The sequence below is a fragment of the Nonomuraea basaltis genome (assembly GCF_005893125.1).
GTDB lineage: Bacteria > Actinomycetota > Actinomycetes > Streptosporangiales > Streptosporangiaceae > Nonomuraea > Nonomuraea basaltis.
In genome coordinates, this window is the sequence record NZ_VCJS01000026.1 from 1 (window position 1) to 23,830 (window position 23,830).

Annotated in this window: 30 protein-coding genes; 13 read left to right on the plus strand and 17 right to left on the minus strand. The window is 71.2% G+C overall.

The features are described 5' to 3' along the window. Nucleotides 1–277 precede the first annotated feature (277 nt). The 3 genes from EJK15_RS76285 to EJK15_RS14935 all read right to left on the minus strand — a co-directional run bounded on the left by EJK15_RS76285 (nucleotide 278) and on the right by EJK15_RS14935 (nucleotide 2,213). On the minus strand, nucleotides 278–400 hold the full coding sequence (locus tag EJK15_RS76285; RefSeq protein ID WP_276615394.1) for a hypothetical protein: 123 nt from the start codon (nucleotides 398–400) through the stop codon (nucleotides 278–280). Nucleotides 401–611: 211 nt separating this feature from the next. Continuing rightward, a complete protein-coding gene (locus EJK15_RS14930) occupies nucleotides 612–1,403 on the minus strand; it encodes an SAM-dependent methyltransferase (protein ID WP_138711016.1) in 792 nt (263 codons plus the stop codon). A 45-nt stretch (nucleotides 1,404–1,448) separates the two neighbouring features. Next, nucleotides 1,449–2,213 (minus strand): SpoIIE family protein phosphatase, encoded by a 765-nt coding sequence (locus EJK15_RS14935; RefSeq protein ID WP_138711017.1) that lies wholly within the window; start codon nucleotides 2,211–2,213, stop codon nucleotides 1,449–1,451. A 364-nt stretch (nucleotides 2,214–2,577) separates the two neighbouring features. On the opposite strand from EJK15_RS14935, the gene EJK15_RS14940 reads away from it, so the two are divergent. Genes EJK15_RS14940 through EJK15_RS14950 form a run of 3 tightly spaced genes read left to right on the plus strand, consistent with a single transcriptional unit; the run spans nucleotide 2,578 to nucleotide 5,515 of the window. Beyond that, the gene (locus EJK15_RS14940) at nucleotides 2,578–3,732 is read left to right on the plus strand and encodes a sensor histidine kinase (RefSeq protein WP_138711018.1); all 1,155 of its coding nucleotides are present in this window, start codon (nucleotides 2,578–2,580) and stop codon (nucleotides 3,730–3,732) included. Continuing rightward, the gene (locus EJK15_RS14945) at nucleotides 3,729–4,847 is read left to right on the plus strand and encodes a hypothetical protein (RefSeq protein ID WP_138711019.1); all 1,119 of its coding nucleotides are present in this window, start codon (nucleotides 3,729–3,731) and stop codon (nucleotides 4,845–4,847) included. The genes EJK15_RS14940 and EJK15_RS14945 overlap by 4 nt, the downstream gene beginning before the upstream one ends. Next, nucleotides 4,817–5,515 (plus strand): response regulator, encoded by a 699-nt coding sequence (locus tag EJK15_RS14950; RefSeq protein WP_138711020.1) that lies wholly within the window; start codon nucleotides 4,817–4,819, stop codon nucleotides 5,513–5,515. Before EJK15_RS14945 ends, EJK15_RS14950 begins: the two co-directional genes overlap by 31 nt. Before the next feature lie 57 nt (nucleotides 5,516–5,572). On the opposite strand, the gene EJK15_RS14955 is transcribed toward EJK15_RS14950, so the two are convergent. After that, on the minus strand, nucleotides 5,573–6,160 hold the full coding sequence (locus EJK15_RS14955) for a Uma2 family endonuclease (RefSeq protein WP_240776997.1): 588 nt from the start codon (nucleotides 6,158–6,160) through the stop codon (nucleotides 5,573–5,575). A gap of 115 nt (nucleotides 6,161–6,275) precedes the next feature. Next, complete coding sequence (locus EJK15_RS14960; protein WP_171074308.1) at nucleotides 6,276–7,313, minus strand: pyridoxamine 5'-phosphate oxidase family protein; 1,038 nt, start codon at nucleotides 7,311–7,313, stop codon at nucleotides 6,276–6,278. Between the two features lie 403 nt (nucleotides 7,314–7,716). On the opposite strand from EJK15_RS14960, the gene EJK15_RS14965 reads away from it, so the two are divergent. After that, complete coding sequence (locus EJK15_RS14965) at nucleotides 7,717–8,382, plus strand: lytic polysaccharide monooxygenase auxiliary activity family 9 protein (protein WP_138711023.1); 666 nt, start codon at nucleotides 7,717–7,719, stop codon at nucleotides 8,380–8,382. 50 nt (nucleotides 8,383–8,432) lie between these two features. On the opposite strand, the gene EJK15_RS14970 is transcribed toward EJK15_RS14965, so the two are convergent. The 8 genes from EJK15_RS14970 to EJK15_RS15005 form a co-directional block, all read right to left on the minus strand. Beyond that, nucleotides 8,433–8,717, minus strand: a complete 285-nt coding sequence (locus EJK15_RS14970) for a gas vesicle protein K (protein WP_138711024.1) — start codon at nucleotides 8,715–8,717, stop codon at nucleotides 8,433–8,435. Then, on the minus strand, nucleotides 8,714–8,884 hold the full coding sequence (locus tag EJK15_RS14975) for a gas vesicle protein (protein WP_138711025.1): 171 nt from the start codon (nucleotides 8,882–8,884) through the stop codon (nucleotides 8,714–8,716). The genes EJK15_RS14970 and EJK15_RS14975 overlap by 4 nt, the downstream gene beginning before the upstream one ends. Continuing rightward, nucleotides 8,881–9,711: a GvpL/GvpF family gas vesicle protein gene (locus EJK15_RS14980; RefSeq protein ID WP_138711026.1), complete on the minus strand. Its 831-nt coding sequence runs from the start codon at nucleotides 9,709–9,711 to the stop codon at nucleotides 8,881–8,883. Before EJK15_RS14980 ends, EJK15_RS14975 begins: the two co-directional genes overlap by 4 nt. Continuing rightward, nucleotides 9,704–10,039: a gas vesicle protein gene (locus tag EJK15_RS14985; protein WP_240776989.1), complete on the minus strand. Its 336-nt coding sequence runs from the start codon at nucleotides 10,037–10,039 to the stop codon at nucleotides 9,704–9,706. The genes EJK15_RS14980 and EJK15_RS14985 overlap by 8 nt, the downstream gene beginning before the upstream one ends. A 4-nt stretch (nucleotides 10,040–10,043) precedes the next feature. Continuing rightward, nucleotides 10,044–10,271 (minus strand): gas vesicle protein GvpG, encoded by a 228-nt coding sequence (locus EJK15_RS14990; protein ID WP_138711027.1) that lies wholly within the window; start codon nucleotides 10,269–10,271, stop codon nucleotides 10,044–10,046. Next, on the minus strand, nucleotides 10,268–11,017 hold the full coding sequence (locus EJK15_RS14995) for a GvpL/GvpF family gas vesicle protein (protein ID WP_138711028.1): 750 nt from the start codon (nucleotides 11,015–11,017) through the stop codon (nucleotides 10,268–10,270). The genes EJK15_RS14990 and EJK15_RS14995 overlap by 4 nt, the downstream gene beginning before the upstream one ends. Next, nucleotides 11,014–11,334 carry a gas vesicle protein GvpJ gene (gene gvpJ, locus EJK15_RS78445; protein ID WP_138711029.1) on the minus strand — a complete coding sequence of 107 codons (321 nt, stop codon included), beginning with the start codon at nucleotides 11,332–11,334 and terminating at the stop codon, nucleotides 11,014–11,016. Before gvpJ ends, EJK15_RS14995 begins: the two co-directional genes overlap by 4 nt. Nucleotides 11,335–11,698: 364 nt before the next feature. Then, nucleotides 11,699–11,905, minus strand: coding sequence for a substrate-binding domain-containing protein (locus EJK15_RS15005; RefSeq protein ID WP_138711086.1), 207 nt, complete (start codon nucleotides 11,903–11,905; stop codon nucleotides 11,699–11,701). Here EJK15_RS15005 and EJK15_RS15010 point away from each other — a divergent pair. The 6 genes from EJK15_RS15010 (at nucleotide 11,904) to EJK15_RS15035 (ending at nucleotide 17,492) form a co-directional block, all read left to right on the plus strand. Then, a complete protein-coding gene (locus EJK15_RS15010; protein WP_138711030.1) occupies nucleotides 11,904–12,770 on the plus strand; it encodes an ABC transporter permease in 867 nt (288 codons plus the stop codon). The two genes, EJK15_RS15005 and EJK15_RS15010, sit on opposite strands and share 2 nt — an antisense overlap. Further along, a complete protein-coding gene (locus tag EJK15_RS15015; protein WP_138711031.1) occupies nucleotides 12,767–13,585 on the plus strand; it encodes an ABC transporter permease in 819 nt (272 codons plus the stop codon). The genes EJK15_RS15010 and EJK15_RS15015 overlap by 4 nt, the downstream gene beginning before the upstream one ends. Next, nucleotides 13,582–14,544: an ABC transporter ATP-binding protein gene (locus tag EJK15_RS15020; RefSeq protein WP_138711032.1), complete on the plus strand. Its 963-nt coding sequence runs from the start codon at nucleotides 13,582–13,584 to the stop codon at nucleotides 14,542–14,544. Before EJK15_RS15015 ends, EJK15_RS15020 begins: the two co-directional genes overlap by 4 nt. A gap of 58 nt (nucleotides 14,545–14,602) precedes the next feature. Beyond that, nucleotides 14,603–15,373, plus strand: coding sequence for an ATP-binding cassette domain-containing protein (locus EJK15_RS15025; RefSeq protein ID WP_138711033.1), 771 nt, complete (start codon nucleotides 14,603–14,605; stop codon nucleotides 15,371–15,373). Beyond that, nucleotides 15,370–16,368 carry a P1 family peptidase gene (locus tag EJK15_RS15030; RefSeq protein WP_171074309.1) on the plus strand — a complete coding sequence of 333 codons (999 nt, stop codon included), beginning with the start codon at nucleotides 15,370–15,372 and terminating at the stop codon, nucleotides 16,366–16,368. The genes EJK15_RS15025 and EJK15_RS15030 overlap by 4 nt, the downstream gene beginning before the upstream one ends. 68 nt (nucleotides 16,369–16,436) lie before the next feature. Then, nucleotides 16,437–17,492: a C45 family autoproteolytic acyltransferase/hydrolase gene (locus tag EJK15_RS15035; protein ID WP_138711034.1), complete on the plus strand. Its 1,056-nt coding sequence runs from the start codon at nucleotides 16,437–16,439 to the stop codon at nucleotides 17,490–17,492. Between the two features lie 3 nt (nucleotides 17,493–17,495). Here EJK15_RS15035 and EJK15_RS15040 read toward each other — a convergent pair whose 3' ends face one another. Then, nucleotides 17,496–18,659 carry an acyl-CoA dehydrogenase family protein gene (locus tag EJK15_RS15040; RefSeq protein WP_138711035.1) on the minus strand — a complete coding sequence of 388 codons (1,164 nt, stop codon included), beginning with the start codon at nucleotides 18,657–18,659 and terminating at the stop codon, nucleotides 17,496–17,498. A gap of 87 nt (nucleotides 18,660–18,746) precedes the next feature. Between EJK15_RS15040 and EJK15_RS15045 the strand changes: the two genes are divergently transcribed. From EJK15_RS15045 to EJK15_RS15055, 3 genes are read left to right on the plus strand one after another with little or no spacing between them, the layout of a single operon-like run. Next, complete coding sequence (locus EJK15_RS15045) at nucleotides 18,747–20,174, plus strand: aldehyde dehydrogenase family protein (RefSeq protein WP_206060853.1); 1,428 nt, start codon at nucleotides 18,747–18,749, stop codon at nucleotides 20,172–20,174. Continuing rightward, nucleotides 20,171–21,328 carry a CaiB/BaiF CoA transferase family protein gene (locus EJK15_RS15050; protein ID WP_240776990.1) on the plus strand — a complete coding sequence of 386 codons (1,158 nt, stop codon included), beginning with the start codon at nucleotides 20,171–20,173 and terminating at the stop codon, nucleotides 21,326–21,328. The genes EJK15_RS15045 and EJK15_RS15050 overlap by 4 nt, the downstream gene beginning before the upstream one ends. A gap of 11 nt (nucleotides 21,329–21,339) precedes the next feature. Further along, complete coding sequence (locus EJK15_RS15055; RefSeq protein WP_138711037.1) at nucleotides 21,340–21,993, plus strand: GntR family transcriptional regulator; 654 nt, start codon at nucleotides 21,340–21,342, stop codon at nucleotides 21,991–21,993. A 67-nt stretch (nucleotides 21,994–22,060) separates the two neighbouring features. Here EJK15_RS15055 and EJK15_RS15060 read toward each other — a convergent pair whose 3' ends face one another. The 3 genes from EJK15_RS15060 to EJK15_RS15070 form a co-directional block, all read right to left on the minus strand. Further along, nucleotides 22,061–22,627 (minus strand): hypothetical protein, encoded by a 567-nt coding sequence (locus tag EJK15_RS15060; RefSeq protein WP_138711038.1) that lies wholly within the window; start codon nucleotides 22,625–22,627, stop codon nucleotides 22,061–22,063. A gap of 394 nt (nucleotides 22,628–23,021) precedes the next feature. Beyond that, a complete protein-coding gene (locus EJK15_RS15065; protein WP_138711039.1) occupies nucleotides 23,022–23,354 on the minus strand; it encodes a helix-turn-helix domain-containing protein in 333 nt (110 codons plus the stop codon). Next, a complete protein-coding gene (locus EJK15_RS15070) occupies nucleotides 23,351–23,698 on the minus strand; it encodes a type II toxin-antitoxin system RelE/ParE family toxin (RefSeq protein WP_138711040.1) in 348 nt (115 codons plus the stop codon). Before EJK15_RS15070 ends, EJK15_RS15065 begins: the two co-directional genes overlap by 4 nt. Between the last annotated feature and the right edge of the window lie 132 nt (nucleotides 23,699–23,830).

A 23,830-nucleotide genomic window follows, 5' to 3' on the forward strand; every position in this document is an offset into this window, starting at 1 on the left:
GTCATGGGGGGTCCTTCGGGGTGAGGGGGTCGGGTAGCCCGTGGACGGGATGCCAATCGTCCGACTTCTGGCGACATGTCGGTTCAGGGCGCCGGGAAACCGCTTTCCAGTGCCCTGCGTAGATATATCGCGGATGCCCCTCTGGGGGAATAGGTTGACCGAAACTTCCTCACTGTCTGGGTTTCGGTCAGGTGCGTGACGCCCTCCGGAGAGGAGGGCGCCGCATCATCCCGTCCCGGCGCACCGTCACCCGCGGCCCGCCGGTCGGCCGCCCCCACTAGCTGATACCGAGGCCGCGCCCCAAGGGGCCGGTGACGGTGAGCAGCCGGTCGAGGTCGGCGTACAGCTCCATGGCCGCGCCGTCGAAGCGCCGGAAGCGCCACGGCTGGGTGTTGTCCACCGACGGCGCCGCGACGGCGGCGGCATGGGTGGCGAAGGGCGGCTCCCGTCGGCGAGCGACCCCGCACCGGGGGACCCGGGGCTCGCGCCGATATCGGTCACCGGGACATCCCGGTACGGGTGTTTACAGCTGACGGATCAACATGCCGGGGCCCGCCGCGGTCACGGCAGGGACCAAAGTCCCTCAGGGCGGGTCCGATGGACCGTTTCGGTCAGCGCTTGCGGCCCACTCCGCCGTACATCCAGGTCGCCGAGTCGGGGAAGAGCGGGGTGTCGCCCCACTCGGAGACCGCGACGAGGCCCGGCTCGACCAGGTCGAACCCGTCGAAGTAGCGGGCGATCTGCTCCCCGGTCCTGGGCGTGCGATGCATCGCCTGGTTACGGGTCGTGGCCAGGTAGTCGTCGGCGACGTTCTTGGGCAGGAAGTCGAGTGTCAGATGGCTGAGCACCAGGTAGCTGCCCGAGGGGATGGCGTCGGTGAACGCCTTGACCAGCCCGGGTGGGTCGTCCTCGTCGGAGATGTGCATGAGGATCGCGACCATCACGAGCGCGATCGGCTTGGTGAAGTCGAGCGTCTCCCGCACCTCGGGGTGGTCGAGGATGCTGCGCGGGTCGCGGGCGTCGGCCTCGATGTACGTGGTCTTGCCCTCGGGCGTGCTGGTCAGCAGGGCCCGGGCGTGGCTCATCACGATGGGGTCGTTGTCGACGTAGACCACCCGCGCCTCGGGCGCCTCCGCCTGCGCGACCTCGTGCGTGTTGCCCTGGCTGGGGATGCCCGTGCCGAGGTCGAGGAACTGCCTGACGCCGAGCTGCGTGAGGTGGCGCACGGCCCGGCCGAGGAAGGCCCGGTTGTTCCTGGCGCTCTCGCGCACGCCTGGCACCGCCGCCATCGTCTGCTCGGCCACCTGGCGATCGGCCTCGAAGTTGTCCTTGCCGCCGAGCCAGTAGTCGTAGACGCGGGCCGAGTGGGGGACGTTGGGGTTGATCCCGTGCGGTGCGCTCACGTACAGGATCTTAGGTCATCCGCGGCGGGCGAGCGGTCCCCGTACTCAGACGGTGACGAAGTCCGCGATGACGACCGTGGCGTCCTCCTTCGGTTCGACGGCGGCGAGCTCGTCGTAAAACCGGTCCAGGCACGCGACCGGGGAGGCGCCCTCGGTGAGGAGCTCCGTCATGCGCTGCGCGCCGAGCGCCCGGACGACGCCGTCCGTCACGATGACCACCCGGTCGCCGGGGCGGATGGGCACGGTGCCGACCTCGGGATTGAGCGCCGCGGACACGCCGAGCCCGCGCGGTGGCGGGCCGTCGTCGGAGCGGTGCGGCGTGGTGAGCGGCACCGGTGGCGCGCCCTTCGCGCAGTGCCAGATCGCGCCGTTGCCGACGTGGGCGAAGCGCAGGCGCGGGCTCTCGCCGGGGTCGAGGACGATCAGGTCCAGGGTGCTGACCAGGGCGGGCATGGCGGGGTTGCGCAGGGCGGCGTTGCGTACGGCGCGGTGCGCCGCCTGGGCGCACTCCTCCAGGTCCTGCTCCCGCGTCCCCGCGTGCTGGGGGCGGCCCGCGACCACGGCGCCGAGCGCCAGGGCGGCCGCCGTGTGGCCCAGCTCCGTTCCGGCCGCGCCGTCGGCGGCGGCGATGAGCCGCTCCTGGATGACGTACGCGTCCGACGCCCGCCCGTGCGACCCCTCGTACGTGCCGCCCACCGCCACCAGCCGCGCCCGCGCCACCGGCATGCCGGTGAGCCATTGCCCGCGCCTGCCGCGGACGGTCATCACGGACAGGCAGCCGATCAGTATCGAGATCACGAAGACGGTCATGAGGTCCCCTTCCGCCGCGGCCGCCGCGGCACGGGCTCAGTAGACGCCCGTGCGCGGCGCAGCGGCTGACGGCCGATCAGCCGTCGTAGCGCTATGAGGACTGATCAACCCAGGTCCCGGCATGACGGCCGATCAGCCGTCATGCCCGGACGAGGGCCGCCGGGCCAGGGTGGGGAAGGGCGGTGCAGACCGCAGGAAGCCGGCCCAAGGAAAACAGCCATGCGACCCATGACCCCGTCCGCCGTCCCGACCGGAGAAAATCCATCCAGGTTTACCGGAGAAACCCAAATCCATTTCTTTTTGCCCACCTTGCCCTGCGTTATCGTGAGACCCGTCTTGTGCTCCCAGAGTGTGCGGACGGCCCATGGCTCACCCCGGTTCCACGAGATACGACTCGGCCACCAGGCAATTCGAAAAGGCCGTCGCGCGCACGGGCGCGGGCGCGCGCAGCGCGGTGGGCTCCGTGGCGGTCGTCTCGGCGGCGTTCGGCGCCGTCGCGCCGGTCTCGGTCGCGTGGCTGGCGCCCATGCTGGCGATCCATCTCGTGTGGACGGCGCTGTTCTTGCGCGTGTGGTGGCACAAGGAGCCGCTGCCGAACTGGCTGGTGGCCGGTGATGTGGCCATCACCGTCGCGTTGTGCCTCGCGCAGCGCCACCTCGTCGCCACGGAGGCGCTCGTCACGGGGTCGAGCTGGGTCGCGGGGCTGGTCACGATGACCATCGTCATCGCCGGGCTCTCCTGGGGGCCGAAGGTGGCCGTCCCCGTCGGGCTGGGCGTCGCGGGGGCGTTCGCGGCCGGCGTACGGCTCGCGTCCCCCACCCAGGACGTGGCCGGCACCTTGATGATCCACCTCGTCCAGCTCCTCGCGATCGTGATGCTGATGACGCTGCTGCGCCGCTCGGCCACCTCCGCCGACGCCTTCCTGAAGGAGAGCGCGCGCGCCGAGATCGCGCGCATGGTCGAACGGCTGCGCCGCGAGGACGAGCTGCGGCAGGTCGGCAGCATCCACGAGACGGCCCTGCACACGCTGACCATGGTCGGCCTGGGCACCTACGACCGGCCCACGCCCACGCTGCGAGACCAGGTCGCCACCGACCTCGCCGCTCTGGAGCAGCTGCGGGACCGGCCGCGCGCCGACTCCGTCCCGATCGCCCTGGACGCCCTGCTGGACGAGGTGGCCGGGCGGGCGAGGGGCCTGGACGTCCACCGGAGCCTGACACCGGAGACCGTGCCGGGGAACGTCGCCGAGCGGTTCGCTCGCGCCGTCACCGAGGCCCTGGCGAACGTCGCGCTGCACGCCGGCGTACGCGAGGCCGAGCTGGTCTCCAGCACGCGCGACGGCGAGGTCCGGGTGGAGGTCGCCGACACCGGCCGCGGGTTCGACCAGGACCGGTTGCCGCCCGACCGGTTCGGCGTACGCGGATCGATCCTCGACACGATGCGCTCCCTGCCGAACGGCGGCGCCGAGATCTCCTCCGGCGACCAGGGCACCCGCGTGCGCCTCTGGTGGCGGCCATGACCGAGGAGATCGAGCAGGTCGCGCAGCGGTACGCCCGCTACACCGCGCTCGGCGCCGCGGTGATCGCGGCCGTGTGGCACATCGGATACGACCTCACCGTCACGATCACCGGCTGGCCCGCTTTCCGCTGGCCCTGGCTGGCCGTGGCGGCCTGGGCCGTCTACTCCGCGGTCTTCGTGGTCGCCCTGCTGCCCCTGTCGCGCACCTCGCGCGGGCCGGTCAGAATCCGCGAGCTCGCCCTCGTCACGCTGGGCGTCGACGTCGCCGTGATCGTGTCCCTCCGCCCGGGAGAGCTGCTCGGCATCAGCGACTGGGCGTGGGGCTCCGTGGGCTGGATCGGCGTCATGCTGGTGTGGGGCCGGCCGCGCTGGCGGGCCGAGCTGATCGCGTTCCTCTCCGCCAACGCCGGCATCATGCTGGTGGCGATGGCCCTGACCGGGACGTTCGACCGCGTGTCCGTCTCCAAATACCTGGTGGTCATCGCCGGCGGCATCACCATGCAGCTCGGCTACACGTGGGGCTGCCACGTGCTGCGGGCCCGTGCCGAGGACGCCGTGCTGCTGGCCCGCCGGCTCGCCGCCGACGACGCCTGGCAGGAGTCGGCCCACCGCATCCACGCCGACCGGCTCCGCAGGTACGCCGCCATCCGCGACGTGGCCGAGACGCTGCTGACCCAGCTCGCCGACGGCGCAGACCCCGGCGATCCCCGCGTACGCGAGGACTGCACGGCCGGCGCCCTGCGTCTGCGCCGGCTCATCACGGAGCGGGAGGACGTACCCGACGAGCTGGTGTCGGCGCTGCGCGAGCGCATCGACGCGGCCGAGCGGCGCAAGGTCATGGTGACGGCGCCGCCGTTCGGCGACTACCTGCCCGGCATCCCGGACGGCGTGCGGGAGGATCTGCTCAGAGCGCCCATCCGCGCGCTGGACGGGGCCAGATCGCGGGCGCGCGTCACCGTGTCCGCGATGTCCACCATGGTGAGCGTGGCCGTCGTGGCCGACAACGACGACCTGCCCGTCAGCGCCACTCCGATCCACGAGCCGAGCGGCGTCGTCGTCACCTATCAGCGGCAGGGAGGGGAGGTATGGGTCAACAGCATCTGGCAGGGCCCGTGACGGTGGCGCTGGTGGAGGACCACCAGGTCGTCGTGGACGGGGTCAGGTCGTGGTTCGGCCCGCCGAGCCCGGTGGAGCTGGTCGCGCAGGGGCCGACCATCGAATCCGTCCTCGGCACCGAAGCCGACGTGCTGCTGCTCGACCTCAACCTCAACGGCACCATGGTCATCGACCGGGTCGCCGAGCTGTGCGGGAGCGGGCAGCGGGTCATCGTCTTTTCGGAGCACGAGGAGCCGGAGACGGTGCGCGCCGTGCTGGACGCGGGCGCCTCGGCCTTCATCGGCAAGGGACGGGCCACCCGCGAGTCCTGCGTCGAGACCATCCTCGAGGTGGCCGCCGACCGGCCCAGCGTGACGCCGCCGATGGCGCAGGCGATCGCGACGGACGAACGGCCGCACCGGCCGCAGCTGTCGGACAAGGAGCGGGCGGCGCTGCTGTTCTGGTTCCAGTCGATGTCCAAGGCGTCGGTGGCGGCGCGGATGGGGATCAAGGAGCGCACCGTGCGGCAGTACATCGACCGGGCCCGCGTGAAGTACGCGGCGGCGGGCCGCCCCGCCCCTACGAAGGAGAAGCTCCTGATCTGCGCCATCCAGGACGGCCTCGTCCAGCCCGACGAGGTCACCGTCTACACGTCCCTGGCCGCCAAGACACCGCCCGGCGAGGGATGAAAGCTCCTGGACCTCGGCCCTACCGGCAGGAGGGGGCCGGCAGGGCCGGGGCCCAGGTCACGACTTCCCACGGATGAGAAGATCGGCAGGGTCGAAGCTGATCGGGAATGGTGCTGTCGGGTTCGCGACAGTACCGCCCTTATAGGCGGTCGGCGGACCGTAGCGGTCGCCGTCTAGCTCGTAGACATAGAGAGTCGGCCCTTCATCCGGCTCGATCCGCCAGTAGATAGGGATGCCCGCCTTTGCATATGCATGGGTCTTGAGACCAGCATCCCGCATCTTGGTGCTCGGGCTGACGATCTCTGCGGCGAGCAGAACGTCGCGAGGCGAGAACATGAGCCCCTCGCTCTCCGTCGATTCCTCAGGCACGACGACAAGGTCGGGGATGTAGTAGTCCTTGTCGGTCACCAGCAGATTGACGGTCGACAAGGGCTCCAGCTCAGGCGGCATCGCATCATCGAGAATGCGCTGCAGCCGGTAGATGATGCGCTGGTGCAGGCGGGTAGGGGCTGGGCTCACCAGCAGGCTCCCGTCGAAGAGCTCGTAGTGCTTCCCGTCGCACGGAAACTCAAGCAGGCGGTCGACCGTGAGAGGTGGGTCACCGGGAAGGACAATGCCCCTCGGGGTTGGTTCGATCGTTGCCATCGCGGTCACCCACTCAGTATCGGGAGTCTCGCCCTCGCCAACATGCTAGTTCCCCAAATACCATCACTTGAAGTCATCGACGTGTCACATTGCGTCGTGCATGTCTCGGTCCAGGTCAGCCAGTCGTCCGACGTTTCGACGCCGCCGTACGCGCCACCTGCCGTCCCTCCTGGACCCCGTCCACTTGGGGCAGTGGCGCGTGGCGGGTGACCTCGCGTTTGATCGCCGCATGGTCCTCCCAGGGAATCCGTGGGCGGGGGAGCCCGCGGGCCGCCAGATAGCCGGCGGCGGTCCTCCGCCAGGACCGCACCGTGCGGATCACCGCGGCGGGAGCGTTGCCCAGGGCGCCGGGTATGAAACGGGTAGGTGCGAAGACCCATCCCTGATCACCTCGGCTGATCCGCCCGGCCGTGACGAAGCTGCGAAGCTCCCACAGCTTCTCGTCGTGGCGGTGGCAGAGGATCGACGCGGGCCCCGGCCGCAGTTCCGCCGCGTCGGGCGTGTCCACCACGAACACCTTGGACCTCGGGTCGGCGCGCAGCCGTACCCTCAGCGGCCGGGGAAAGCCCCGATCGTCGACGACGACCAGGACGGCGCTGTGGTAGGAGGGCAGGTGCGCGGTCGTCTCGTCGTACGCGTCCCGATTCGGTCCGCCGGGCGCCGGTTCGGCGAAGGGGACCGGTGCGTCCAGCGGCGGCCTGGTGAGCACCGCGGTGGGCGTCACGGTGATCAGCAGGCGCATGTAGTAGAAATCGAGAAGGTGCCGGGTGAGCGCGTTCGCGCTGTACTGCTGGGATGCCGGCTGGCGTTCGTACACCAGGGCCCAGAACCTCTCCAGGCCGTCGACGGCGGTCACCACCTGGTCGGGGCAGGTGGCGGTGCCCTGGACGAGCACCTGCGGCGCGGAGTGCTGACCGCTTCCGGTCGGATCCGAGAACAGCAGCGCGACCCGGGGATCGCGCCGGATGTTGTAGGCCTTCTGCGGCAGGGCGATCGAGGTGGTGATCAGGATCGTGCCGTCGTCCCGGCGCAGCGGAATCGTCGGCCAGGCGATGGGGACGCCGCTCCTGCCGATGGTGACGAACTCGCACGTACGGTACCCGTCGATGACGGGGACGAGCGGAGCGGGGAAGGCGAGCGCCGCTTCGGACATGAGGTCTCCTGGATGTGACATGTCGATCTGGTCTGTGTTCCGCAGTGTGGAGGGGGCCGCTTGGCGCTGACTCGATCCTGACTTGGCGGATCCGGGTGCCGCGGTACGACATCATCCGGTCCGGTGCGGGAGCGGGGTCACGGTGCGGGCGTCCCCGCCGCCGCGCCGCGGCCGGCCGCACCACGGCCAGGACCAGCGGCCTCAGCAGGTGAAACTTTCACCGGGCGGGGGCGTCTCCGGAAAGCCTTTTCCGCTGTTCACTGGCCCAGTGGCCAGGCCGGATCGTCAAGCCGGAATGTTGACAAAGGTTCGTCATTTGTACGGATCTATGCAGTCAGATACCGTCGCCCACCGGGAGCGCTCCTAGCCACCGGAACCCCGACCGGAACACGGAGACCGCACTATGCCCCAAGTAGCACCACACCGCTGGGCGCTGCGCGCCCTGGCCCTGCTGATGTCCATGGCGATGATCTTCGCTGTCCCGCTGACGGACACCGCGTCGGCGCACGGGTCGGTCGTCGATCCGGCCTCCCGCAACTACGGCTGCTGGCTGCGCTGGGGCCACGACTTCCAGAACCCCGCCATGCAGCAGCAGGACCCGATGTGCTGGCAGGCCTGGCAGGACAACCCGAACGCCATGTGGAACTGGAACGGGCTCTACCGCAACGAGGTCGGCGGCAACCACGAGGCGGCCGTCCCCAACGGCCAGCTGTGCAGCGGCGGCCTGGCCGAAGGCGCCCGCTACCGCTCCATGGACACGCCCGGCCCGTGGACGATGACGAACCTCGGCAGCACGTTCGACATCCGCCTGAACGACCAGGCCAGGCACGGCGCCGACTACATCAGGGTGTACATCACCCGCCAGGGCTACGACGCCACGACCACGCCCTTGGGGTGGAACCACCTGGAGCTGGTCCGCGAGACCCCCAGGTACGGGCAGAGCGACACATACATGATCAACGGTCTGAGCAAGGGATCGCGTACCGGCCGCCACGTCATCTACACCGTCTGGAAGGCCTCGCACATGGACCAGACCTACTACATCTGCAGCGACGTCAACTTCTCCTGAGCTTGACGTGATGGCTCCGCCGGGCGTGCCTCGTGCGCCCGGCGGGTGCGCTATGAGCGGGGCTCGTTCGGGAGGAGGGTGCCCAGGGGGCCGAGATCCAGATTGAGGTCGTCGTCCGCGATGTCGTAGCGGTCCTTGAGATCGGTCATGGCCTTGTCGAGGCGCATGAGGGCGAGACCGAGCGCCTCGGTCTGTGCCTCGGTGAGATCGCCCTCGTCCACGCGGCGCAGAGCCTGGCGTTCCATGAGCTGGCGGATCAGCTCGACCAAGGTCAGCACGAGGCAGATGAGGTCGTGCTCGACCTGGTCGGGGTCGGTTTCCAGGCGGCGGGTCATGTCAGCTCCGCGCGGACGGAGGTGATCAGGGCGCGCAGGGACACGTGGACCAGGTCCACCTCGGCGATGGAGATCACCAGGTCGCCGCTCAGGACGACGCCCCCGGCCAGCAGCCGGTCGAGCAGATCGACCAGCGCGATCTCCCTCTGGGCGAGTTCCGCGGTCATTTCCGCTCCTCGAGCGTGGTGCCTTCCCGCTCCTCCAGCGCGGTACGTTCCCCTTCCTCGAGCACGGCGCGTTCCCGTTCCTCGATCGTGGTGAAGGAGTAGGCGGGCCATGGGCCGGTCACCTCGACGCGCATGTCGTCCCATCGGGTGGCCAACTCCGCCGCGGCCTCGGCGAAGGCGTGCGAGTCCTCGATGAGGTAGGCCGCGTTGAGCGCCATCACCCCGTCGTGCCGCGACAGCCGCCGGTCCTGGAGGCGGTGCCGGTGGCAGGCGATCGCGTGGGACGCCAGCCGATCGTGCGCCTGCTCGGCCCGGTCCGCCAGCGACCGTGCGGCGTCCTCGCGCCCGCGCCGCTGAGCGCCCCGCCGCCGCAGGTACGCCGTGCCAGGACGCGACCCCTCGTCACCGGTTCGCGAGAGGGGGCCGACCTGAGCGGTGCCGTACACCTTGACGCCCCACTCCGCACGGCCCGCCACCCTCGACAGCGCCTGCCGGATCCCCGGCTGCCGTTCCGCCAGCAGTTCCCCGACCCGGCGGTCGTCGTGGAAGACCGTGGCCAGCCGTACCGGGGCGGTGGGGGCGAGGGCGGCGACCGCTCGCACCACGGCGTGATGCGCACGCGCGGTCGCCTCCAGCCACGCCAGGTTCTCCAGGTTCTCGCGCAGCGCCCGCTCGCCGTACTCCGACAGCGGCACCGTGCTGACGACCGCCGCCAGCCCGGCGTGCTCGACGACGCGAACCGGGCTGCCGGACACCCCGGCCAGGCGCGGCAGGGCCGCGTGGCGGGATTCGGTGACGGCGTACAGGTAGACGGCCGTGTCAGTCATGCGGATCCCTCCCCGGCGTCCGCTCCAGCTCGGCGATCCTGGCCCGCAGCTCGCGGTTCTCCACCAGGACGTCCCGGCGGGCCCGCGAGGACAGCGACGGGTCGTGCTCCCACCAGTCGATGCCCAGTTCCTTCGCCCGGTCCACCGAGGCGACCAGAAGCCGGATCTTGATGGTGAGCAGCTCGATGTCCAGCAGGTTCACCCGGACGTCGCCGACGACCACGATGCCCTTGTCGAGCACCCGCTCCAGGATGTCGGCCAGGTCGGCGGGCTCGCGACGGGCCGGCTCCGACGCGGGCCCGGAGCGTACCCAGGAGATGTCGGCCACGACCTCACCTCCTCGGCGCCCGCAGCAGCCGGTCCAGCAGCTCCTCCTCCCGCGCGGCCGCCTCCTGCTCGGAGATCTCGCCGGCGGCCAGGTCGGCTGCCACGTCCTCCAGCGCACGCCTGATGCGCACCGGGTCGTACAGCTCCTCCTCCGCGCGGTCCCGCAGGAACTCCGCCATCCGCACGACCGCGAACGCGGGCGCGAGCGGCCACGTGACCAGACGCGTGATCACGACTGCCGCCCCTGCAGGGAGCCCACGAAGTCGTACGGGGGCAGCGGGCCGATCAGGCGCAGCCGCACGCGGCCCGCCCACTGGCGGCCGAGCTCCTCGATCGCCTCCTCGAACCCGTCCTGCTGTCCCTGTTCGACCAGGAACGCCAGGTTCGCCACCTCGTCCTCCCTGGCCGGCGGCCGCGGCGCCACCTGCTCGGCGTACGGGGACAGCGCGGCCGCCAGCCGATCGGTGTCGCCGCTCTGCTTGCGGGCCATGGCCTGGGCGATGACCTCGCCGAGCCGCAGGCGCTCGTCGTAGCTCGCCTCCTCGGGCACCCCGCGGATCCGCTCGCGCAGCTCCAGCACCGCCGGCTCCTCGCGCAGCACCTCCAGGTACGCGGAGTCGTTCTCGTACCGGCCCTTCACGACCAGCTCGACCCGGCCACGGATCTGCTCCAGGTCGGCCAGGAACGCGTCCTGGTTGGCGGCGAGCAGCTCGTCGGAGATCTCCTGCGGCCCGGTCATGGCCGCGCCGAAGCGGAACGGCAGCACCGGGATGTGCCGGCGCGCCAGCTCCTCCAGCACCCGCTCGTGGGAGAGCAGGTCGTCGCGGGTGCCGAGCGGGCGATCCGCCGGCAGGTCGCTGACCAGGGCGCCGCACTGGTTGTGCGTCACCAGCGTCACCGCCGCGCCGCCGATCCCGTGCAGGTCGGCCGGCAGGCTGGTGTCGGTGTACGTGACGCCGTAGATGTACTGGTTTGTCATGACTGTTCACCATCCGTCTCGACGGTCACGCCTTTGACGACGACCTGGGTCTCCTTCTGCGCCGCCGGGCCGATCGGCTCTCGTACGTCGACGGAGATCTCTTCGCCGCGGATGTCGAGTCGTTCGATGGCCTGCGCGTATCGCAGGTAGGTCTCGACGCTGGCCACCACGACCCGCGCCTGGATGGTGAGCACCTCTATGCCGATCAGTGAAACCTGAACGAATGCGTCGATCACGAGCCCCTTGTCCAGAATGAGCTCGACGACGTCACCCAGGCCGCTGGAGCCGGAGCGCTCAACGACAGCCGGGGTTGACATGATCTCTCCCTCCTTTAGAGAGCACGATGAAATTTCATCCTGTGTCGGTTCTTCGTCGACTTCTATGTCGTTTGACCTATTCGTCGAGATAGGCCGGATTGGATGACAACTTCGGATTTTTCGATCGCCGTCTTCGAAACTTTCACCCGGCCGGCGCGGGCCGCGGCACGTCGTTTCCGCTGCTCATCGGGCACGTCGGCCAGGGCGCACGGGGTACGGGGAGGCATTGACATGGATCATCATTTGTGCGGAATTATTCCGTCAGATACCGTCACCCGCGGGAGCGTTCCTAGCCGTCGGACCCCGGCTGGAACATGAAGATCGCATTACACCCGGCCGCCGTCGCATAGCCGGCGGCCGGGCCCTACGAGGAGCGCGGACGGGTCGAGGCCCGGACGGCCAGCTCTATGGGGTGCACCCGCTCCGTCCCCACCGGCGCCGCGCCCGACAGCAGCTCGAACAGCAGCTCGGCGCAGCTCGCCCCGGCCTCCTTCGGACGCAGGTCGATCGCCGTGATCGGCGGGTCGGCCAGCCGCGTCCCCGCGCCGTCCACGCATGAGGCGAGCAGCATGTCCACCCCGGCCTCCGCCACGGCCGAGCAGAAGTCGGAGCTGGCCGCCCGCTACGGGCTCGACCAGCCGTTGATCATGCAGTACGGGCACTGGCTGGCCGCCGTCGCGGGCGGCGACTTCGGCATCTCCATGATCAGCCGCCAGCCGGTCGGCACGGAGCTGCTGGCCCGCCTGCCGATCACCGCCGAGCTGACCGTCCTGGCTGTGGCCGTGAGCGCGCTGGCCGGGGTGCCGCTGGGGGTGCTCACCGCGGTCCGCGCGAGGGGAGGGCGGGACCCGGGCGGCGGCGGGGCGGCCGGCCGCCTGCTCAGCGGGCTCGGCGTCAGCGTGCCGGAGTTCGTGCTGGGCAGCCTGGTGGTGTTCGTGTTCTCCCGGTACACGCTCGGCCTGGAGGTCGGCGCCTGGGTGCCGTTCACCCAGGATCCGGCCGCGAACCTGGCCACGCTGGTGCTGCCTGCCGCCGTGCTGTCGGTGTTCGCCATCTCGGTCACGGCCAGGACCACCCGCGACGCCGTCATGGGCGTGCTGGTGGAGCCGTACGTCACGGCGGCCGTCGGGCGCGGTGAGTCGCCGTGGTTCATCGTCAGGCACCACATCCTGCGCAACGCCGCCACGCCGGTGGTGACGCTGCTCGGCACGATCATCGCGTATCTGCTGGGCGGGGCGCTGATCGTGGAGCACGTGTTCAACCTGCCGGGCGTCGGGTCGTACATCGTGCAGGCCGTCGGCCGCCGCGACTACGCGGTCGTGCAGGCCGGGGTGCTGCTGGCGGCCGCGGTGTTCATCGTGATGAACGTGCTGATCGACCTGCTCGTCGGCGTTCTGGACCCGAGGCTCGGCGTGCTGGCGGGGAGGCGCTCGTGAAGAGGCTGGATCGCCTGTCCATCGGAGGGCTGGCCTGCCTGCTGGTCCTGGTGGTGTTCGCGCTGGGCTCGCTGGTGGGCGCCGGGGGAGACCCGGACGCGATCGTCGGCCCCCGCCTGCAGCCGCCGGGGCCCGGCTGGTGGCTGGGCACCGACAACCTGGGCCGCTCGGTGCTGCCCCGCGTCATGGAGGGAGTGGGCACGACGCTGCTGCTGTCGTCGGTCGCCGTGCTGGTCACGGCGGCGATCAGCGCGACGTTCGGCATCGTCGCCGGATATCGTGGCGGCTACCTGAACGAGCTGGTGATGCGCCTCGTGGAAGTGCTCTACTCCTTCCCTGCCATCGTGCTCGCGATCCTGGTCGCCGCCGTGCTCGGCCCGGGGCAGCTCGCGGCGCTGGCCGGCATCGTGCTGGTGACGATCCCGCTGATGACCCGGCTGGTGCGGGCCGCCGCCGTCGCCGTGTCCCAGCGCGACTACGTCACCTCCGCCGTCATCAGCGGTGCCCGGCTGCCGCGCGTGCTCGGCCGCCACGTGCTGCCGAACGTGGCCGGCACGATCGCGGTGCAGGGCACGTACGCATTGAGCGTGGGCATCGCGGTCGAGGGCGGGCTGAGCTTCCTCGGCTTCGGCGTGCAGCCGCCGCAGGCGTCGCTCGGGGTGCTCATCCAGCAGGGCGGCACGTACATGATCGCCGCGCCCTGGCTGATCCTCGGCCCCGGGGTCGTGCTCGTGGCGGCGATCCTGGCGATCAACGTGGTGGGTGACGGGCTGCGCGACCGGTTCGAGCCCAGGGAGACGAGGTCACTGACATGAGCCTGCTCGCCGTGCGCAACCTGGTGATCGACTACGCGGAGACGCGGGCGCTCGACGGCGCCGATCTCGACGTGGGGCAGGGGGAGACGGTCGGCCTGGTCGGCGAGAGCGGGTCGGGCAAGTCCACGCTCGGCTCCGCGGTCGGCCGGTTGCTGACCAGGAGCGCCCGGCGTACCGAGGGGGAGGTGCTGGTCGCCGGGGAGCCGGTGTTCGACCTGGCTCCCCATGCGCTGCGCAAGCTCCGCAGGAAGCGCCTCGGGTTCGTCTTCCAGGACCCGATCGCCTCGCTCGACCCGACGATGCGCGTCGGCGCCCAGCTCCGCCTGGTGCTCGGGCGCGGCGCCGACGTGGGCTTCCATCTGGGGCGGGTGAAGCTGGACGACCCCCGGGTGGTGCGCTCGTACCCGCACCAGCTCTCCGGCGGCATGGCGCAGCGCGTGGCCATCGCCATGGCCATGGCCACCTCGCCCGAGCTGCTCGTCGCCGACGAGCCGACCGCCGCCCTGGACAGCCAGGTGCGCGAGGAGGTGCTGAACATGATCTTCTCGCTGGCCGACGGCGCCGGGACGAGCATCCTGTGGCTCAGCCACGACCTGCCCGCCGTCGCCCGCCGGTGCGACCGGGTCGCGGTCATGTACGGCGGCCGCGTCGTCGAGCGCGGCCCCGCCCGCGAGGTGCTCGGCAAGCCCGCCCACCCCTACACGGCGGCCCTGGCCGGGTCGGCACCCGCCGCCGCGGCCCACGGCGTCCGCCTGGAGCCCGTGCCGGGGCGCCCGCCCGTGCTCAGCGGCCCCTCGCCCGGCTGCGCCTTCGCGCCCCGCTGCACGTTCGCGGTCGAGCGCTGCGATCATGAGCGCCCGGAGCCCGTCCGGGTCCGCGAGCAGCAGGTGCTCTGCCACCGGGCCGCCGAGTTGGAGGACCACCTGGTCCAAGGCCACGCGCCGGAGGTGACCGCATGATCCCGCGACGCGAACGAGGTGCCCGTGTGATCCCGCGACCCGAGCCGGAGGCGACCGCATGATCCTCGAACTCGACGACGTCACCGTCACCTTCACCGCCGGGCCGCCGCTGCGGCGCATCCACCTGGACGCCATGAAGCACGTCTCCCTGTCCGTCGCCGAGGGCGAGACCCTCGGCCTGGTCGGCGAGTCCGGCTCCGGCAAGACGACCACCAGCCGGGTCGCCCTCGGCCTGCACCGGCCGACCTCCGGCGCGGTCCGGTTCGACGGCCGCCCCTTCCCCAGGCGGCGGCGCGAGCTGGCCGGCCGCATGCAGGCCGTGCTCCAGCACCCGCACTGGTCGCTCAACCCGAGGATGCGCGTCGGCCAGAGCGTCGCCGAGCCCCTGACGGTGCTCGGCCGCCCGGCCGGCGACAACAGGGGGAGCGGAGCTCCCGAGCTCATGGGAACAGTCACCGAGATGCTCGAACACGTCGGCCTGGAGGCGTCGTTCGCCGGCCGCTACCCGCACGAGCTGTCCGGCGGCCAGCGGCAGCGCGTTTCCATCGCCCGCGCCCTGGTCACCAGGCCCGGTTTCATCGTGTTCGACGAGGCCGTCAGCGCGCTCGACGTCTCCGTACAGGTGCAGATCCTCAACCTGATCAAGGACCTGCAGGCCGAGTACGGCTTCAGCGCCCTGTTCATCTCCCACGACCTCGGCGCGGTCCGCTACGTCGCCGACCGGATCGCGGTCATGCGCGCCGGCGAGATCGTCGAGACCGCCGACACCGCCACGTTCTACGCCGCACCCGCCCATGAGTACTCGAAGCAGCTATTGGAGGCCCTGTGAAAGACACTGTGACCAACGAGCCACGGCTCGCCCGGCCGTCCGCGTTCGCGTCCGGGGTTCCACGCAACGCGGACCTGCCGCTGACCCCGCAGCCCAGCCCGGGCCGCGGGTCGGTGGCGTTCGACCTGCCCGGCGTGTACGTGGGCACCGCCGAGTACGCCGAGGGCCCCACGGGCTGCACGGTGATCCACGTCCCGGCGGGCGCCAGGACGGCGGTGGACGCGCGGGGCGGCGCGGTCGGGATGAGCGGCGGCTACGAATTCAACCACGCCATCTGCCTGGCCGGCGGCTCGGTGTACGGGCTCTCCGCCGCGGCCGGCGTGAGCGATGAACTGCTGGCCCGCCGGGAGAACCGGGTCCGCTGGGACGACCTGCAGCTCGTCTCCGGCGCGGTGATCTACGACTTCCCGGCCCGGGACACCGCCGTCTACCCCGACGGCGAGCTGGGCCGGGCCGCGCTGCGCAACGCCGTCGAGGGTGAATTCCCGGTGGGCCGGTGCGGCGCCGGGCGCACGGCGAGCGCGGGCAAGGTCGAGTTCGGCCGGGCCGAGTTCGCCGGGCAGGGCGCGGCGTCCGGCACGTTCGGCGAGGTCAAGGTGCTGGTGGCGACCGTGGTCAACGCCGTGGGGGCGGTGATGGGCCGGGACGGGCGGATCATGCGCGGCAACTACCATGCCGAGGAGGGCGTACGCCGCCACCCGAGCGCCGACTACGCCGAGGCCATCGGCAATCCCGCGCCCGCCGTCATGGGCAACACCACGCTCACCGTGATGCTGACGAACGTGCGGCTGACCGACGTCGAGCTGCTCCAGATCGGCCGCCAGGTGCACAGCTCCATGCACCGCGGCATCCAGCCGTTCCACACGCTGACCGACGGCGACGTGCTGTTCGCGATGACCACCGACGAGGTGGACCTGGTGGGCGTCAAGCCGACGGGCCTGGGGACGCTGGCGTCCGAGGTCGCGTGGGACGCGATCCTGAGCGCGGTGGAGTGAGCATGGGAGCCGACCCCCGCATCCAGGGACAGGTTCGCCGCGCTACCGCCAGGGGTAGCGCTTTCCGTGTGACCTTTCCCACGTTCACGTCCACGCAACTCGACCCCCGAGCCCGCGGCAAGGAGCTCGGCACTCACCGGCGCTCGGAGATCGCCGCGAACCTCGCCGGCTACATCGACCTGTTCACGGTCGCCGGGGCCACCCCGGCGCAGGTCCGCGCGTGGGGTGAGCGGGCGCTCGACCGCAGTGCCGCGTGGGCGCCGCACCTGGCCGAGGAGATCGCCGGGATCGCGGCGGGCGCCGGTCTCGAGTCCTGGCAGGTGGCCGTGATCAACGCGCGCACCGAGATCCTGGCCGCCATCGGCGCGGTCGGCGAGGGGGAGTGCTCCACGTCCGTCGTGCTGCCCGGGCCGCGTACGGTGCAGACCTGGGACTGGCACGACCACCTGCGCGACGCGCCCATGCTCTGGGAGCTCGAGAGCCGCCCCGGGCACGTCGTGCGCACGTTCACCGAGGCCGGGGCGCTGGCCAAGATCGGGGTCAACACGGCCGGGCTCGGCATCCACTTCAACATCCTGCGCCACGAGTCCGACTCCGCCGACCTCGGCGTGCCCGTGCACCTGATCGCCCGCAGGATCCTGGACGAGGCCGCCACCGTCGAGGAGGCCGCCGACCTCGCCCGCTCCGCCACGGTCTCGGCCTCGACCGTCATCACGGCCGTGACCTCGGCGGACGCGGGCTCGATCGAGATCTCCCCGGCCGGGGTCACCGTCATCCCGCCGGAGCCGGGCGGCGTCCTGCAGCACTGCAACCACTTCCTCGACCCCGCGCTCGCGGAGGGGGAGCGGCACGCCACCGCCCGGCCCGGCACGTACGCCCGCCTCCAGCACCTGCGCGACCACGTCGAGGATCTGTCCGGCGACGACCACACCGCGCGGGCGCTGGCCATGCTCAGTCACGGCCCCGGCGCGGCGCCCGTCTGCGCCCATCCGGACCCTTCCCAGCCGATCAACCAGCGGTGGGAGACCCTGGCGACGATCGCGCTCGACCTGCCGGCCGGGCGGCTGCGGGTGCACCAGGGCGGGCCCTGCCAGGTCACCGAGGCGACCTGGCAGACGTTCTGACCGTCAGTGGAACGCGGCGATCCCGGTCAGCGCCCTGCCCAGGACCAGCGTGTGGATCTCCGAGGTCCCCTCGTAGGTCAGCACGGACTCCAGGTTCACGGAGTGCCTGATCACCGGGTATTCGAGGGTGATGCCGCTCGCACCGAGCAGCGTGCGGCACGTCCTGGCGATGTCCAGGGCCTCGCGCACGTTGTTCAGCTTGCCCGCGCTCACCTGCTCGGAGGTGAGCGTGCCCGCCTCCTTCAACCGGCCCAGGTGCACCGCGAGCAGCAGGCCCTTGCCCAGCTCCAGCGTCATGTCGGCGAGCTTCTCCTGGGTGAGCTGGTACGACGACAGCGGCCTGGCGAACACCTCGCGGTCGCCCGCGTACGCGATCGCCGTCTCCAGGCAGTCCAGTGCCGCGCCCATCGCCCCGAACACGATCCCGAACCGCGCCTCGTTCAGGCAGCCCAGCGGCCCGGACAGGCCCCTCGCGCCGGGCAGCATGGCCGCGTCCGGCAGCCGCACCCCGTCGAGCACCAGCTCGCTCGTTACGCTCGCGCGCAGCGAGATCTTGTGCTTGATGTCGCCGGCGGTGAAGCCGGGCGTGCCCGCCGGGACCAGGAAGCCCCTGATCCCGTCGTCCGTGCGGGCCCACACCACCGCCACGTCCGACACCGAGCCGTTGGTGATCCACATCTTGGTGCCGTTCAGCACCCAGTCGCCGCCCTCGCGCTTGGCCGTGGTCCGCATGCCCGCCGGGTCGGAGCCGAAGTCCGGCTCGGTCAGGCCGAAGCAGCCGATGCGCTCGCCGGCCGCCATCGCGGGCAGCCACTCCTGCTTCTGCTCCTCGCTGCCGTACTTCCAGATCGCGTACATGGCCAGCGAGCCCTGCACCGACACCAGGCTGCGCAGCCCGGAGTCGGCGGCCTCCAGCTCCAGGCAGGCCAGCCCGTACGCGACCGCGCCGAGGCCGGCGCAGCCGTACCCCTCCAGGTGCATGCCGAGCACGCCGATCCCGCCGAGGGTGCGGGCCAGCTCGCGGGCCGGCAGCTCCCCGCTCTCGAACCAGCCGGCGACGTGCGGCCGGATCTCGCGGTCGCACACCTTCCTGACCGTGTCCCTGATCTCGCGTTCTTCGTCGGTCAGCAGTGTGTCCAGGGCGAACAGCGCGGTCGGCGCGATCATTGCGAGCCTCCGTATTTTGGATCCAATATTGAAAATCCAATATGACACAGTTAGAGTGCGTTGACCATGGACGTTATGAATCTCCCTGTGTTGAATCTCATTGGGGGCCGCTGGACCGAAGGGGACGGCGAGGAGTTCGCCGGCACCAACCCGGCCCGGCCGGTCGAAGTGGTGGCCCGCGGCCGGTTCGCCACGGCGCGGGAGGTCGAGCGGGCCGTCGCCGCGGCCCGCGAGGCCGCGCCCGGCTGGGCGGCCACCCCGCACCACTCCCGCGCGGCCGTGCTGGTCGCGGCGGCGGACATCGTGGACGGAAGGGCCGGCGAATGGGGCGCCGAGCTGGCCCGCGAGGAGGGCAAGACGCTGCCCGAGGCGGTCGCCGAGGTCCGCGGCGCGGCCCGTATCCTGCGCTACTACGCGGGCGAGGCCGACCGGGAGAGCGGCGAGATCTACGCCTCGCCGCGGGCCGGCGAGAACGTCCTCGTCGTCCGCAAGCCGATCGGCGTGATCGGCATGATCACGCCGTTCAACTTCCCGATCGTCATCCCGGCCTGGAAGATCGGACCCGCGCTCAGCTACGGCAACACCGTGGTGTGGAAGCCGTCGTCGCTGGTGCCGCTGCTGGCGTACCGGCTGGCGCAGGCGCTGACCGAGGCGGGCCTGCCGGACGGGGTGCTCAACCTCGTGTACGGCGAGGCCGACGTCGGCACGGCCATCGTCGGCAACCCCGGCGTGAACGCGGTCTCCTTCACCGGCTCCACGGCGGTCGGCCGGGCCGTCATCGCGCGCTGCGGCGAGCTGGGCAAGCCGGTGCAGACCGAGATGGGCGGCAAGAACGCCTCCATCGTGCTCGCCGACGCCGACCTCGACCACGCGGCCGAGCAGGTCGTGCTGGGGGCGTTCCGGTCCACGGGGCAGAAGTGCACGGCCACGTCGCGGCTCATCGTGGCCTCCGAGGTGGCCGACGAGCTGCTCGACCGGGTCGCCGCCCGCGCCTCGCGCCTCGTGGTCGGCGACCCGCTGGAGGCGGGCGTCGAGATGGGCCCCCTGGTCAGCTCGGCCGCCCGCGACCGGGTGTCGGCCGGGGTGCTACGGGCCGTGGAGGAGGGCGCCAAGCCGCTGGCGGGCGGCGGCTCCGACGGCCGGGAAGGCTGGTTCGTGCCGCCGACCGTGCTCGACCTGCCGGGGACCGGAGTGGACTTCTGGCACACCGAGCTGTTCGGGCCGGTCGTCGGCGCCGTGCGGGCGGAGGGTCCCGAGGAGGCGCTGGGGCTGGCCAACCTCAGCGACCACGGTCTGTCCGCGGCCATCTTCACCCGGGACCTCGGGGTCGCGCTGAAGGCGGTGGAACGGCTGGAGGTGGGGGTGCTGCACGTCAACTCCGAGTCGGCGGGGACGTTCCCGTACGTGCCGTTCGGCGGGACCAAGCAGAGCGGTTTCGGGCCCAAGGAACAGGGGCGGGCCGCCCGCGAGTTCTTCACCCAGACGGTGACCGTCTACCTCGGGGCGCCGGCGTGAGCGAGCGCAGCGAGCGAACAATCAAACGCAGCAGCGGTGCCCTGTCCGGGCTGCTCGTGGCCGACTTCGGCCGGGTGCTGGCCGGGCCCTACGCCACGATGCTGCTGGCCGACCTGGGGGCCGAGGTGGTCAAGGTGGAGCGGCCCGGGGCCGGGGACGACACCCGCGAGTGGGGGCCGCCGTACGCCCCCGGGGGCGAGGCCACGTACTTCCTCGGCGTCAACCGCAACAAGCGCTCGATCGCGCTCGACCTGCGCGCCGACGTGGAGGTCGCGCGGGCCCTGGCGGCCCGCGCGGACGTGCTCGTGGAGAACTTCCGGCCGGGGACGATGGACCGGCTCGGGCTCGGGTACGACGCGCTGCGGGAGCTCAATCCGGGGTTGATCTACTGCTCGATCACCGGGTTCGGGTCGGGGGCGGGAGCCGGGCTGCCGGGGTACGACCTGATCGCGCAGGCGGTGGGCGGGCTGATGAGCGTCACCGGCGAGCCGGACGGGCCCGGGACGAAGGCGGGCGTGGCACTGGTGGACGTGATCACCGGCCTCCACGCCGCCCTCGGCATCCTGGCCGCCCTGCACCACCGTGACCAGACCGGAGAGGGCCAGCGCATCGAGGTCTCCTTGCTGTCCTCGCTCCTCTCCGCGCTGACCAACCACGCCTCCGCCTACGCCGCCGCAGGGGTGGTGCCGCGCGCCATGGGCAACCGGCATCCCAGCATCGTGCCGTACGAGGTGTTCGAGACCGCCGACCGCCCGCTGGTGATCGCGGCCGGGAACGACCGCCAGTTCCAGGCCCTCTGCGGGGTGCTCGATCGGACGGACCTCGCGGAGGACGCCCGCTATGCCACCAACGCCGGCCGCGTCGCCGCCCGCGTCGAACTCGTCGCCGAGCTGAACACCGCACTCCGAGAACGCCCGGCGGACGACTGGTTCGAGCTGCTCACCGCCGCCGGGGTGCCCTGCGGCCCGATCAACGACCTGGCCGCCGCCTTCGCGCTCGCCGAGGACCTCGGCCTGGAGCCCGCCGTGGAGCTGGGCGGCGTGGGCCAGGTCGCCAACCCGATCCGCCTCAGCGCCACTCCGCCCTCTTACCGCCGCCCGCCGCCCGCGCTCGGGCAGGACGAGGCGTGGGTTCGTGAGATATTGGGCCGGTGAGTCCGGATGAGGTGAGACGTCGGCCCCCGACGGCCCAGCAGTTCGTGCTGGCCGAGCTGCGCCGCGCCATCACGACCGGCCGCCTGCGCCCCGGCGCCCCGATCCGGCAGGACGCGCTGGCCGAGGAGCTCCAGGTCAGCCGCGTCCCCCTGCGCGAGGCGCTCAAGACGCTCGAGGGCGAGGGCCTGGTCACGTACAAGGCGCACAAGGGCTACTGCGTCGCCACGCTCTCCCTCGACGACCTGCGCGAGGTCTACCGCATCCGCGAGCTGCTCGAAGAGGAGGCCGTGCGGCGCGCAGTCGCCCGCCTCACCGACGCCGACCTCGACCGGCTGGAGGCGGCCCAGGACGAGGTCGAGCAGGCCTCCGCCGCGGGAGACGTGCTCGCGATGGCCACCGCCAACCGGCTGTTCCACATGACGCTGTTCGACTGCGCGGGCATGCCGCGGCTGGCCCGGCTGATCAGGACGCTGTGGGACACGACCGACGCCTACCGGTCGATGTACTACGGGGATGCGGGCAACCGGGAGCGGGTCGTCAAGGAGCACCGCGCCACCCTCGACGCGCTGCGCCGCCGCGCCGCCGAAGATGCCGTGGCCACGCTCAACGTCCACCGCGCACACGCGGTCGCCGAGCTGGAGTCAGTGCTCGGCCAGGCCTCGTAAGCCGGACTCACGACCACGATGCCGCCCCTGCCCGCGGTGGCCCAGACCGCCGAGATGCGCAGATCGGTCAGTCCAGGGGGATCGCAGAGATCGGATCGCCCTTCTGGTCGAGCAGCTCGACGGTCGTCGCCTTCTGGCCCGGCCGCCAGGCGAGCGCCTGCAGGCCGTGCTCCGGAATCGCTATGTGCCTGCCCTCGAACCTGACGGTGCCCACCTCGGCCGACAGCCGCACGATGCCGTACGCCACCCACTTCGCCGGCCACGGAAACCAGCGTTCCGCGTTGAGGTCGGACCGCGCCGTCCCGTCCGCTCGCGCGTGTCCGTTGAGCACGGCTGCCGCGGGGCTGGGGGCCAGCAGGTCGTCGCCGGGACCCGCCGCCGTGCTGCTGCCACCGCGCAGGCTCCAGCTCCCGCCGCGCTTCTGCGACAGCACCCAGATGTCCAGCCAGAAGAACCCGACGTCGTCGAGCCGGGCGAAGGCCGCCGCCGCGAGCCGGTCGCCGACGTAGAGGGAGAGCGGCGAGAAACGGTGCCGTCCGCCGAGGGTCTCTGGCAGCACTTTGGGCAGTCCGTGGGCGATGAGCCGGCGGCTCTCGGTGGCGGGAGTGTACCCAGCGTATTGAGTACGATCCACGCGCTCATCGTACTCTCGGGTCACCCGGCGCAGTGGTCGCGGCAGCCGCCGAATCGTCCCGTGTCGGGTTTCACGAACGTCGTCTCCGGGAGGCCGCTCAGCGCCGCCCTCATCGAGTCCTTCCAGATGGGGCCCGGGATCGACGTGCCGTCCACGTGGTCGTACCGACCAGTACGCTCTTGCGCGCCACGGTGGGCCCGATGGCCAAATGGTCGCGAACCGGCCGCTGTTCATTCCCGCCGTCGCGGAGCAGCAGAAAACCCGCGACGACCAGCGCTGCCGCCACCGCGACACTCGCGACCACCCGTAAACCACTCATGGCACGGAATCCTACGAGCCAGACCGCTCGCGATACGGAGCCTCTGGAATGAGCATCCCTGCCGCGAGAGGACGGTCAGGCGACCTTCACGGAGTGGTCGCCGAAGTCTGCCACCACGTCAAGCGTCCCGCCCAGCGCGACGACATAGGAGCGCAGGGTGTCCAGCCCGCCGATCTGCCCATGCTCGATTTGGGACACGCGTGCCTGGGAGATGCTCATGCGTTCGGCGAGGAGCTTCTGAGAGACACCCAGCCGCTTGCGCATCTCGGCGAGCTGGGTGCCGCGCAGTTCCGCACGCAGTTGCTCACGGCTGGCATCTCGAGCGGCGACCCGCTCGGGAGAGTCCCAGTCGGGGTCGATCTCTCGGATCTTGGCCTTGGTGTCGGACCACTTCACGAACTCGCTCATTGCCGTTCCTCCTTCTCCTTCTCGGCGAGGTATTCCGCATAGCGCTCCTCCGCCAGGGGGATCGACGTTCGGTACCATCGGTTCCATTCTCCCGCCTTGTCCCCGGCGACCAGCACGATCGCCTCGCGAGTGGGATCGAAGACGAATAGCAGGCGGATCTCCGCCTCACCCGGCACGCGGGGCCGTAGCTCTTTGAGGTTGTGCAGAACGCGGGAGTGGTGGATCCGATCGACCAGTGGCCGGCCGAGTTTTGGTCCTTGCAGTGATAGCTCGTCCAGAGCTTCTTCGATCTTCTCCGCGGTGGCGGGGTCGTTCTTGCAGATGTCGAGAAACCAGGCGTTCACTTCGGCGTGCGCGTGATCTCCCAGACCATGCTCTCAATATAAGGGATCCTTATGTGAGGGGGAAGCCTGGAATTCTTGATCGGGACCCCGAATTCTACGGCGCGAGGCCGGTGGCGATGTCGTCCAGGACGA